The 12,703-nt window shown below is 43.3% G+C and carries 9 protein-coding genes and 1 pseudogene; 2 read left to right on the forward strand and 8 right to left on the reverse strand.

Annotated elements, in window-relative coordinates:
• From L4D76_RS24040 to L4D76_RS24070, 7 genes and pseudogenes are all read right to left on the reverse strand, one after another.
• Window positions 1–279 (reverse strand): annotated as a pseudogene (locus tag L4D76_RS24040) (hypothetical protein); the annotation flags it as partial.
• Entirely contained in the window at window positions 276–536 is a 261-nt protein-coding gene (locus L4D76_RS24045) for a hypothetical protein (protein WP_428443395.1), read from the reverse strand. The pseudogene L4D76_RS24040 and the gene L4D76_RS24045, both read right to left, overlap by 4 nt.
• The gene (locus tag L4D76_RS24050) at window positions 533–3,910 is read right to left on the reverse strand and encodes a hypothetical protein (RefSeq protein ID WP_428443396.1); all 3,378 of its coding nucleotides are present in this window, start codon (window positions 3,908–3,910) and stop codon (window positions 533–535) included. Before L4D76_RS24050 ends, L4D76_RS24045 begins: the two co-directional genes overlap by 4 nt.
• Window positions 3,907–4,461 (reverse strand): DUF4123 domain-containing protein, encoded by a 555-nt coding sequence (locus L4D76_RS24055; protein WP_428443397.1) that lies wholly within the window; start codon window positions 4,459–4,461, stop codon window positions 3,907–3,909. Before L4D76_RS24055 ends, L4D76_RS24050 begins: the two co-directional genes overlap by 4 nt.
• Window positions 4,458–6,554: a type VI secretion system Vgr family protein gene (locus L4D76_RS24060; RefSeq protein ID WP_428443398.1), complete on the reverse strand. Its 2,097-nt coding sequence runs from the start codon at window positions 6,552–6,554 to the stop codon at window positions 4,458–4,460. Before L4D76_RS24060 ends, L4D76_RS24055 begins: the two co-directional genes overlap by 4 nt.
• Window positions 6,555–6,692: 138 nt before the next feature.
• Window positions 6,693–7,211 carry an Hcp family type VI secretion system effector gene (locus L4D76_RS24065; protein ID WP_428443399.1) on the reverse strand — a complete coding sequence of 173 codons (519 nt, stop codon included), beginning with the start codon at window positions 7,209–7,211 and terminating at the stop codon, window positions 6,693–6,695.
• Window positions 7,212–7,534: 323 nt separating this feature from the next.
• A complete protein-coding gene (locus L4D76_RS24070) occupies window positions 7,535–8,374 on the reverse strand; it encodes a CvfB family protein (RefSeq protein ID WP_428443400.1) in 840 nt (279 codons plus the stop codon).
• Window positions 8,375–8,647: 273 nt separating this feature from the next.
• On the opposite strand from L4D76_RS24070, the gene L4D76_RS24075 reads away from it, so the two are divergent.
• The gene (locus tag L4D76_RS24075) at window positions 8,648–9,997 is read left to right on the forward strand and encodes a hypothetical protein (protein ID WP_428443401.1); all 1,350 of its coding nucleotides are present in this window, start codon (window positions 8,648–8,650) and stop codon (window positions 9,995–9,997) included.
• Window positions 9,998–10,082: 85 nt separating this feature from the next.
• Here the strand turns inward: L4D76_RS24075 and L4D76_RS24080 are convergent, their stop codons facing one another.
• The gene (locus L4D76_RS24080; RefSeq protein ID WP_428443402.1) at window positions 10,083–10,973 is read right to left on the reverse strand and encodes a putative PEP-binding protein; all 891 of its coding nucleotides are present in this window, start codon (window positions 10,971–10,973) and stop codon (window positions 10,083–10,085) included.
• 655 nt (window positions 10,974–11,628) lie between these two features.
• Between L4D76_RS24080 and L4D76_RS24085 the strand changes: the two genes are divergently transcribed.
• Entirely contained in the window at window positions 11,629–12,684 is a 1,056-nt protein-coding gene (locus L4D76_RS24085) for a 3-deoxy-7-phosphoheptulonate synthase (RefSeq protein WP_428443403.1), read from the forward strand.
• Window positions 12,685–12,703: the final 19 nt, after the last annotated feature.

Here is a 12,703-nt window from a genome sequence, read left to right on the forward strand (position 1 = left end):
CCCCCTAAGTGAGGTCATCGCCCATGGGTTACCTAACTCAGCTGATTTATAGAACCATTCTCCGGCGGTTAAACCCTTTTGAAAATCCTGAAATTCTAATGAACGACCCAGCCAGTACATTGCATCCGGATTTCCCGCTTCAGCTTCTGGTCTAAGTTCTTGCTCGGCATCATACCAACGGGCTTGCTGTACATACTTCATCCCCTGTTCAAAACTGGCATGGCAGTATCCACTAAAAGCTAACATACCACTCGCAATAATTATAAAAAGTCTACTCATGATGCCTTTCCAGTATAAGTCCAACCTATCCGTGTGGCTTTCTTTGAAAAACCCGCCTGTTTTAATTGCAATTTGATAGGAGCTGCACCCTTTTCTACAAAAAATCCTTTTTGAATTATTTCAGGAACTTTTCTATAACCTTCATTATAAGTTTTTAATATATCCTGATAAATATGTACATTTATGCCAAGCTTTCTTATTAATGTAAGAAATTCAATATAATTATTTTTAGCCTCATCTTTATCTCGAGCACTCATGTCGGTTTTTTTATAATGCTTGTAAAAAAACCATTATGTAGTCGCTTCAATCCTGCCCAATAACAATCCCATTGCTTTGATTTATCAAGTTGTTCATTTGGTTTAAGATGCATTCTCTGTAATGCTTCTTCAAATTGACGTTTATCCGCCTCTGTTGGTTTATTTGCATTCACTGATATCCACTTCAGGATGTTTAAAATAGCCTTACGCTGGCGAGCATTGGCCATTATCGCCTTTTGAGTTGGAGAAGGATTATCATCATCAAATTCATCATCACCTCTTAATCGGCTAAGCTGATAGGCAGCTTCATCCCACATCGATCCTGTTTGGTGATGCGATAACACATATAACATCGGGGCTAATGTTTCAGGGTACATTTTCTCTATTTTTGATCGTAGCGCTTGTGCCTTTTGATGGCTTAACTTATTTTCCGCTTGGCTAGCAGGATCTGCCGAATTAATATATCGGGCAATAATTGGCGTGTTTTTCTCGACTCGTGCTTTTCTTTCTAGTTCATCAAGCACTTTAAATGGCAGCATCAATACTTGCGCGGCTTCTAGCTGATACGTGATCATGATGGTGAGCATTTGATTTAACCGGGCAAAGGTTTCATCCTCTTTTCCGCTGCTGTCTGTTGTTTTAAAAAAGACAACCCGGCGAAAGCCTTCTTTTTTGGTGATAGAAAGCAACACATCAAACAGTTGCTCGAAAGCGAATGGGGATATTGCCATCGCAACCTTGCCACCTAAACCTCCGCCAAATACCGCTTTTGCCGCCATAATGTAAACAAACTTGCCATTTTGAAACGACAGCTGAAAAACCAGTTCTCCTGAAAATCCTGCCGCAGCATTAACAGCGGCACTGCCTTCAACCAATGTTTGAAAGCTATTTTTTCGTGAACGAGATATGCCCATTGAGGTATGACCGATTTCTGGTGGCTGCCAATCAAATTTGACGGTAACGTCACCGCCAATTTCAATTCCGGCAAATAGCTTCGCTTCTGTCTTTATTCCTGCCGCTAATCCTGGATCTAATGTTGCGTTACTTTTTTTATAGTTATTATATTCAGTGACTTGTGGCACCATTCCTTTAAGGCCAATACCAGCACCTTTAGTTGCGTCGGTTTCGACGGTGCCGATATAAATCTCTGATCCTAACACGCAGCTTACACCGACCAAGCCGCGTACTGTTGCGGCGAGCGAAGCCCTGTAAGCTCCGGCATCGAAGGGTTTTATTTCTTCATTGCCGTTTTTATATACAATGTAATCAATGGTGAATGGTGTACCGCTTTTGTCTTTAGGGATATTAATTTCAAATTTTGCACTTCCCTGAGTAATACCTAACGTTGTTTTTGCCTCAAGCTTGGCGAGTTTAAATTTACCATCTGTATCGGCTTGAAGGTTACGGTTATCAGATAGCTCCAGGCTGGAGGCAAAACGGAAAAACTGTGTTTGTGCCCCGACTTCCATCGCAGCCGTTGGTAAAAATTTAGGGACGTTATTACCTGACGTTGCTCGCCACGAAAACCAGTTTTTCTGACTAATCGCATCTGATAAATCGACAAACTGTTTCGATAGGGTTTTAAGGTTAGCATCTGGTTCTAATAATGCCTTTGCTATCTCTTTCGATTTGTAGCCGGTGGATGAAGCTGGGGGAACGGTTGCCTCACCCAGCCTTTTATTATGTCTGCAATTAATGTTTTGGTTTAAGCTAATAGCATTACAATTGGATCGCACATAACATGCACTTCCATTATTTCCGCCTAAAAAGCACTCCACAATCTGTAAGCTGTTTTCACCTGGAGTATTATAAATCAGGTTGTTGGTATTGCGGGGTTTCCACTGCTTCTCATCCCATAACAGTGTTATTGCATTCGATAACCCTACTGAATACGCTGTATTACCCGTTGGTGAAAAAAAGGTCTGCAAACTGTTATTTTGTTGGAGTCTTTTCTCAGCTTCTCGTTTAAGCTTAGCCATTCGCGCTTGTGTTTTTAAACTGATGGTAAGCAGTCGTGACACATAACTTTCAGCTTGTATCGTTTCACCAATGAGAGATTCAAAGTCTTTTATCCTGACGATTATTTCTTTCGATAGTTTTAAGATTAATGCTTCACAGCTGTAATACCCTAACTTATCTATATCCGTTCTGTTACGATCTAATGCTGCGGGTGCAAGATCAATATTATCAACAGCTTCAGCCTCTGCGTAAAGCTCAGATGAATTAAAACATTGTTCTTTTATTGCATAGCCACACTGATTCAATGTGAACAGATTTACAACCATTTTACGTGTAGAGCCACTTTCTTTTTTCGATGTTGTTAGAAATGTTCTTACCTGGTGAGCATCTTTATAATTTAATCCCTCTATATTACGTATGTACCCACATACTTTCTTATAATGCTCTTCCATCTTTCTGACAGAAACAATTTCTGTTGTTGCTGTTACGCTATCTTTGTCAGTACGACTATTTTTATAAATTCGCTCTCTGCTGCTAACTAACGCATTTAGAGCCTTAAGTACTTTAAGATGATGGTCTGAAGTGTAATATTTACCTTCGTTATAATATGCGAATTTATACTCCTTACCACCTTCAACAAACGTTGTATTACTCGCTTTTCTCTGTGCGGTATCTTCCAACATTTCAATATATTTATTTATGCTTTTTATTTTATCATCCATAAGTGAAAAGCATTCATTCGATTTCATTGCCGCTTTTGATACTTCAACCTCATAACTATTAAAGTCCCCGGCTGCAACATGGCTCTCAATAATCGACTGAATTGATTGCGGCACCCCTATCGCATCGAGTTCATCTTGATAGTCTTCCGGTACCCATATGACATTTTTAGCCACGGCAGCTTTAAGCGCTGAATATTCATATAAATATTTTCTATACTTCGCCTTATCACTATCATCGAGAAATGTTTCATGTACTGGATGGGAGAAACCACTCAGCACGCCCAACTGAATTAATCCTTCGACGGTTCCTGCCTTATCACCCACTTTCACAGCATTGAGGCATTCGTTTGATTCAGCCTCAATTTCGTTGACTGCATCTTCGGTGATCGCTAACCACTCTGGTTTTTTACTTTCCGGGTGTTCGGGTATAAATATGACGTCTGTATAGTTAATTGGTGCACAATCGCTTTGAACCAATAGCGCTTCACTTAACGCTTCCTGCGGGGAGATCCTCGATAAACCACTCACATCTTGTACAGGTGGGACAACAATTGTCTCACCGTCGTAGAGCGAATCGAGTTCTTTAATCTGGTCGCTATTTAACTGGTTTAATGTTGACTGATTAGTATTATAAAGCCCAGCAAGCACATCTGGCGTCGAGCCCTTTTTTGTCGTATATGATCGTGGACTCATACTTTTAACTCGTCATAAACCGTTGGTGAAAGAACAAAAGAAGTTGAATCTGTACTCTCTCCTTCCTCTTGCGAATAATGTCGAAGATCTGATATTTCATTTTGTTCACCTAATACCAGCCAATTTACCGATGTTATTATTCCCCAAAACAGTGCCTTTTCCTGATCTGATAAATGGGGCATCATCCGTTCTACCGTGACTGGAGAATGAAATCTGAAATACAGTGGCCTTCCTTTGGGCGAAAATACTTCAATTCTGCTGCTTAATTGTTTTAACGCTTCACTTTGCTGTCCTTGAGGAAAACCAACAACAATCGCGCTGGTTACCCAAAGTGGCGAGGTCATCCAATGCTGCCAAAACGGTGAGTCAGGCTCTGTAGATACCCAAATTGGCCCTACGTCTTTTACATCGTTAAATGCGGTATCTTCATAAAGCTGACCATATTCAGGATCATCAATTAATTCATATACCACCTGCAATACATCAGGCACACGGCTAGCATCAACCAACATAAAATAACTGTTACCCTCTAAGGTGCTTGATTCACTCATGATGCGGTTCCTCCGTTACCGGCACTATTGGTACACGGGCAGTCAGACAGCGGACAACTTCCATCCGTTTGCTTCTTACAAATTTGAGAAAATGGCGCATTAACAGCGGCAAGGGTAGCTATCGAAGTTGATGTTATTCCGACTGGAACACTCACATTGGCATCTGGTGCTCTCTGCGACAATACTGGCAGTTGCGCTGCCTGTGCAGCTTCACCACTGCCGCGGCCTGCACTGCCACCGGAGTTCATTTTCACAGTAGGCCCGAGTAATGTAACGCCTGACGGATCTACTTTGATAAAGCTGCCACCGGCCTTGATGGTGATTTCTGCACCGGCTTCGATCACCACTTTTTGTCCCGATTTCACATGTACTTCAGTGCCCGCATCAATCAGTTGTTTATTGCCGATTTTGGTGTGGACTGTGCCATCGATGATATGGTGGCTATCGCCGTTGACGACCTGAAACTGATCGCCATTTACGGTGCAGTGGTTATCTGTTTTTATTTCTTGAAAGCGGGAATCGTGCACGGTGAGATGATCGGCATTAAGAATTTCTTCCGTTCGATCATTTTCGACCTGAACATCCATGTTCTTTGCCGCATGAAGATAAAGCTGTTCATTGTCTTTTTTGTCTTCAAAGCGGAGTTCATTAAAATTGCCGCCACCCACGCTTGATGAGGTTTTAAAGGTGCTGCGGGTTTTGTGCTCTGGCAGATCATACGGTACTTTGTTTTTACCGTTGAACATCGCACCGGTGATAATGGGTTTATCCGGATCGCCATGAATAAAACTGACGATCACTTCGTGGCCTATGCGCGGCAAGACAAACTGACCATAACCGTTGCCAGCCCAGCCCTGTGATACGCGTAACCAGCAACTGGTTGTTTCGTTCGCCTGCCCTTCCCTGTCCCAATGAAATTGTACTTTTACCCGCCCAAGCGCATCGCAGTAAATCTCTTCACCATCAGGACCGGTGACAATGGCGGTATCGATGTTATGGATATACGGCTTGGTAATGGGTGCGGCACGAAACGCGGCTTCCCACGGGGTGGCAATAAAATCTGCGTTATAGGTTGCAGCGCCGTCTGCATACTCTTCTAATGCCTGTGGCTGCTCGCCCTGATGTTTTACTTCCACCAGCAGCCAGGGTTCATTCCATTGATCATTGGGGTGCGCTTCCAACGGCTGAAAATACCCGCTGGTGAGTTGGGTACAGTCACTTTTCCCTGTTACCCGCTGCTTATGAATTCTGGCCTGCTCTAAGGTTAACGTCGCGATACGTGTTCCGTCGGCATCGGTGCTAAACTGACCGGGATAATTAAAGGCTTCTAGCGGCTGTTCGTTAGATATGTTGCTGACTTTGACCCCTTGCGGTCTGAAATCTGGCCGCTCGAAGGTGAAATCGGTCAGCGACACTTTGCCTGTCTGAGTTTGCTCTAACAGCGAAAAATGATGAATGATGTCGCGGTCTTTTGCCATGCCGTTACTTTGCCGATATGGCAATGCGGGAAGTTCGAGAAAGCCATCTTGCCCATCGGCAATCACCATAACATGACCGGTCTCGGAATGTTCAAAGTGGTAATGCAGCCCTTCTTCGCTCATTAATCTGGCAATGAACACCATATCCGATTCACCGTATTGCACGCAGTATTCGCGTACCGGGTGACTCGTTGAAAGACGCTGTTCATATTCATGGCTTAAGATCCCCGCATCGGTAAAGATGGTGGTGATAATGTCGGAGACGCTCAGGTTCTGGAAAATGCGAAAGTTACTGCGGTGGGTTAATAGCTGTACACGAGGCGTTATTGTCAGGCGATACTGACAGTGTCGGTCACTGTGCGTAAGTTGCTCGATGCCGTAGACCATTCCGCACACAAAACGCGGTTCGAGGGCATTATTATGATACAGGGCTAAACGCACGGGTAATTGAAGCCAGCTGTCGAGCTGCAGTGCCGGATCATCACAAACGAAAATAACGGAGAAATTGAATAATTGGCTGATACCTTCTTTACCTTCGAAAGCATAGAGCCTTAACGGAATATCGATTGTGGCAACATCTAACTCAAATTGTGCCTGATTGGCGTTCCTTGCCATAACATCTTCCTGCCATTTAAAATATAGCTACCGCTTATCACCTGTATGTGTAAAGGTGATATACGCACATCGTTTTATGCTTTGAAAACAGAAGAAAATGAAGAGGGAAAGTTACCCCCTTCGATTCAGATCTCAGGCTTATGCCTTCATTGCAGTACGCCAGTCATCACCACCCGATGTACCCGACACTTCGTGGGTCCAATCGATTTTACGGTAAGTCATGAGCACATCTTCAAGATGAGTGAAATGGGCCTGGCCAGGATCCTGGCAGTTAGGCATTGAAGCGGTGACATCCACCACAATGGCATCTGTCAGTGTGGTGGTGAAATAGTGCTCTTGGCTACCTGTTGCTGATGTGCGGTACCATTTGATTTCAACTTTAGGCAAACGCTCACCAGAGGTGAGTGAGTTATAGATAAGTGGCGAACACTTATCAAACACTTTGGTGATTTTCACCGGCTTGTGCACACGTTGACCGGTTGGCTGGCCTGATTGCGGATCGCGAGGTAAGACAACCTGATGCTCAAACGCTTCGACCAGCACTTCATCTTCATGACCTTCCTGGAAAATGTTTCCAACTGAATCTTCCGTGAAAGTACCCGCTGTGATCAGCCCTTGTTTTTCGCCTTCAATGCGCATATAAGCAGGAGTTGGCATGACTAATATCCTTTTTCTCTATAAGTGGGATTAAGTTCACCTCAATATAAGGTGACGTATATAGAGCAAAAGCCATGCCAGCTTAGTAAGCCATATCTTTCAATGAGTTACATTTACCATCGTACTAAGATCATTGAAAATAATGAATCTCAACCTGATAATCAATAATGAATTATTGATTATCAATCAGCATTATGAGGATTTAGGCACCATGATAAAGCGGAAGGCGGGAGTTCAGATTAGTCGCTTATACCGTTAGAAAAGGTGACAAAAAAGCCGGTGAACATACCGGCTTTCAGATAATGACAGGTTAAATCCGTTTCTTAGTTATCGTTCAGTCGAATACCATCGCGGTCGATTACAATCAGGCCTTTTTTGTACAACCCACCAATGGTTTTCTTAAAGGTCGCTTTACTGGTACGGAAAGCCTCAAAGATCTCTTGTGGTGAAGATTTATCACTCAGTGGCAAGAAGCCACCTTTTCGTTCCAGCGACGTCAAAATCTTATCTGCTAGATCATCAACCTTTCCACGACCCGCTTTCTGCAGAGATAAGTTAATCTTGCCGTCCGGACGAATTTCTTTGATATACGCTTTCAGTTTCTTACCGATAAACAGTTTACCAAACGATTCTGTTTTAAAGATCAGGCCCCAATGTTCGCCTTCAATCACGGCTTTGTAACCAAGGTCGGTAACTTCAGCAATGACGACTTTCACTTCCTGACCAACTTCATAGTTAGCAGGAGTCAGATCAAGAAAACGGTTAAATTTAGTCGAGCCAACAATACGGCCTGATGCTTTATCGGTGTAAACGCGCAGCATCACATTCTCGCCTTCTTCTAGGTGGCGACGCTGTTCACTGAATGGTACAAGAAGATCTTTGCGCAATCCCCAATCAACGAAGGCACCAATAGTGCTCACACCGACAACACGCAGCATCGCAAACTCACCAACTTGTGCTAACGGCTCTTCCGTTGTCGCAATAATGTCGTCTTCTGAGTCAAAGTAAATGAACACATTCAGCTCATCACCCAGTTGTGTGCCGGCAGGAACAGAATTTTTAGGCAATAGGATATTACCGAAGTCTTCACCACCATCAAGAAATACGCCGAAATCAACTAACTTGACGACTTCTAATGTGTTGTATTGTCCAATTTTAATCATGAATCCGGCACTCTCTGAGTAAATATAAATGATACTCTTATACGTCGGTATGAACCTCTTGCTATATAAGAGAAATCACGCCATTCGAGTATCGATACGAACTTTGGTCGCGCATTATACGTGATGTTAGTTCAACGTGCCTGACCTATCTTCGGTTATTTGGCTAAATTTCATTCTATTGGCAGAAAAGTTACGTAATTCAACTGATAATAACCGCCTAAATAATCTAAAATTATAAGACGCTCCACTCATAAGCAAAGGTATGAAAACGTAGTGATCACTGTTGAAAAAAAAGACGGACACAAAGTTAAAATTTCCCATGTAATTCAGGAAACCACTAATCGACAGCTTGATATGTACATTTTCGTACCCGGTGAACTTGGCCTGAACGCCAAAATCATCACTGAAGATGAATTCTTCCATAACGCCATTCACGGCAAGCGTACCTATTACAGTGACGTAAACCACCTACCGCTTGTTCACAGCCGCCTAGCCAGCCGAGGAAAACTCTCAACCGAGCAATACCGTTTAAGTTTAAGTCTGTATGCCTATCAGTATGCGCTAGCATTAGAAAAAACAACACAGCAGCTGCTGGAAGATAAACAAGAACGTAGCCTGGAAGAAGTTGAAGAAGTCGTTCAGCTTGCCGTTAGAATCCTCAAAAGATTACGACGAAACATACCTACCGATGAAAAGCTACTCAAATATTACGAGAATATCGATAACTATCTGTCATGGTTCACAGAGCAGCGTTGTTTAGCATTAGTCGCCCACTTACCTCGCAGTAATAGTTATGCCGACATAAAAAGCCTACTCCTTGATACCTGCGAGAAAGAAACTGAACATCGTAGCAAGCACAACTACAACTCAAGCAAAGCAATGCAAGACCAAACCCGGATGTCGAATAAGATGCGACTTCTGCGGCGCTTGATTGAATACCCGGTCACAATGAAAGAAAAAACCATCGAATTAGGAAACACCACCAAAAAAGTAGTTACCGCCGTTGCAACCGGGATTGTGATGATATTCGTTACTATGATGCTGATAAAAGCCCGTGGTGTTCTCGGCGATATTACCGCCTCTTTCATTCTGGTGATCTCGGTCATTTATGCTGCACGTGAAGTGTTTAAAGACGATCTAAAGAAAATGTTGTGGCGCTGGGTGCGAAAGGGCAAACCAAAATGGCGAAAACAATTTTTCGATACCAATAACGGACGTCTGATTGGCCGTCAGTTAGAGTGGCTGGAATACGGTAGTTATAGTGCACTGAGCCCAGAAATTAAAACAGTCCGAAAACACAAAGTATCACAACGTGAAGAAACCGTGCTTCACTACAAGAGCACCACACGCATGTCGCCGACGAAATTTTTGAGTGGTTACGAACAAACCCGCGAGTCCATTATGCTTGACCTTCGTATTCTCTCCAGTTTGATGGAGAAAGGAGCGCAAAGGATCTACCAATTAAAAGAAGGCCAAGTCACCAAAGAATCGGTTGAAAAGCGCCATTTGATCAACCTTATCACCAAAGAGACCGATGAAGATAATACCGTTCGCATTCAGCGTTGGAAGATCATTATGAACCGTTCTAAAATCGTCGATATTGAAATGATCATGCCGGACTAACATGCAAGAATTAAAAAATGCCAGTCAGAAAACTGACTGGCATTGACGTCTTGCTGTTTTCTTAGAGAACCCTACTAGTTTCAGCCTACTGGCTAATCACCGTATCAATCCCTTGCTCAAGCAACCACTTCTGCAATTTAGGGGCCTGGCGTATAAAATGGCTGACAACATCACAAGGTTTGCCTGTCGTTTCAACCGCTTTCAAGGCTTGAAACACAAATAGCAAGACCGCTTCATTTTGATCATCGTGAAGATAATTCAAAGACCCATGATGCTGATCTAACCCTAAAGCAAACTGCCCGATCTGATCAATATCAATCACCATGCCGTCGAAATACTGAAGGAATTTTTCTGCCAGCACTGCATTTCCCGGCAGCTCGCACATCATATGTACTTTTAAGCCTTGAGCCCCCCTGCACAAGCCTTGCTCAGCCAGCAAATCAATGATGGTTGCTGATTCACTAAACGTTCGCACAAAAGGAATAACCAATTCAATATTTGTCATCCCTTCTACATTTCGGGCACGCTTGATCACTTCACATTCCAGTTCAAAGCTAGCTCGATGTGCTTTCTCCGCGAAGCGAGATACACCGCGTAAACCGATAACCGGATTCACTTCCGTTGCTTCAAGTTCACTTCCGAATAACCCTTCACGAGTATGCGAATCTGCCCCGGACAGCCTTACTTTAAGCGGTTTTCCCTGCATTTTTTTTGCTGCAAGAACCAGCAGTTTCGTTAGTTCTGCCACGTAATATTCAGCAGGTGTTTCATATTCACCTGCACGTTTCAACACTTCTTGCTGCTTCTGCTCATCGAGCTTATGCGCATCGGCTATGGCATAAGGATGGACCCCAATAATGGCATGACCCAAGTCATCCATTGAAACTAATCCAATAGAGGGGGCTTCTTTCTCTAACTGAGAAGCGTCTACTAACAATTCTGAGTAACTAAGTTCAGACTGAGCTTTATTTGTCATAAGGCACCAATACAACCATGCTAAAATGTGCGTGAGTGTTAAGAGCCATCAAGTGTGCGCTCAACACCGGAAATTAAGGAAGCCATACCACATGATGCTTAACACACCATATAAAATCACATAAAATGCATTAATACACAATTTAACGCTGAAATCCACTGCGAATACAGATGTAAACTCAGCATGGATTAATTAGCATAAGTGCTTGTTAACTACCCCACTCCAGACATTACTGTTTCATTTTTATTGTGGCAAGCAGAAAAAACACCATTGCAAAAATATTCAAAACACACCGATGAAACCCAACTGATAACAAATCTCATTCCTGCGATATCATCGTAATTTTGCCGATAAACTTTCCAACACCTGGCTTATAATATGTCTGAAAGGGCGAATTCCTGCTTTATTCGAAAATAAGGGACTCCTATGCTGCGTTGCTGATTTTTGACGTAGAACCACTATGCCTTCAAATCAGCGCCTTAACTAGAAGCCAATAAATTCTCGCTGAAACGAGCATCTTGAGGCTACTTGGGTATAAAGCCTTTCGTTTCAGTCAAAAACCTAAGACTTATCACAAGTTTGGTTTATTCCTGCGGACTTTTGGGCTATCTTAACGCGTCGTTATTTTTGAGATACCAAGGTAGGCAAACGTATTATGCCAATGAAAACAGATGAACTCCGTACCGTTAGCCTAGGGTTAATGCCAACCCCTGCTGAAATAGAAGCAGCCTTTCCTATTACTGATGAAATCGCGGAGCATATCGCTCAGTCTCGTCGTCAGGTAGAGGCCATTTTGTCTGGGCAAGATTCTCGTCTTCTGGTTGTTGTTGGTCCTTGTTCTGTACACGATACTGATGCTGCGATGGATTACGCAAAGCGCCTTGTTGCCATTCAGGACAAATACAAAGATGAACTTTGTATTGTTATGCGTACCTATTTTGAAAAACCCCGCACCGTAGTTGGTTGGAAAGGGCTCGTCTCTGATCCGCATCTAGACGGAAGCCTTGACCTTGTTACCGGCCTTCATAAAGCCCGTAAGCTGTTGGTTGATATCAACGCGCTGGGCCTTGCGACGGCGACAGAATTTCTGGATATGATCACTGGCCAGTATCTGGCTGATTTGATCACATGGGGTGCAATTGGCGCTCGTACGACTGAGTCACAGATCCACCGTGAAATGGCCTCTGCCCTTTCTTGTCCGGTTGGTTTTAAAAATGGTACTGACGGCAATATCAAAATAGCCGTCGATGCTATTCGAGCAACGCGTGAGTCTCATCTCTTCTGCTCACCGGCGAAAAATGGTCAGATGACAATTTATCGCACATCGGGTAATCCTTACGGTCACGTCATCCTCCGTGGCGGTAAAATGCCGAACTACCATCAGGAAGATGTTTCTGCGGCATGTGATACATTAGCCTCTTTTGATCTGCCAACACGCCTTGTTGTCGATTTCAGTCATGGCAACTGCCAGAAACAACACAAGCGCCAGCTGGATGTTGCCGCAGATATTTGTGCGCAAATCAAGAGTGGCAGTAATTACATTGCCGGTATTATGGCAGAGAGCTTTATTGAAGAAGGCAATCAGCCCGTGATTGCAGGTAAAGAAAAAGAACTCGTTTACGGTCAGTCAATTACCGATCCTTGTGTAAACTGGGATGATACCGTAACCATGCTAGACATGCTTGCTGCCGCTATTAAAAGCAGTAAGTAATATTGCTATCTTTAGATAC

The organism is Photobacterium sagamiensis, assembly GCF_050337085.1.
In the GTDB taxonomy this organism is placed as follows: Bacteria; Pseudomonadota; Gammaproteobacteria; order Enterobacterales; family Vibrionaceae; genus Photobacterium; species Photobacterium sagamiensis.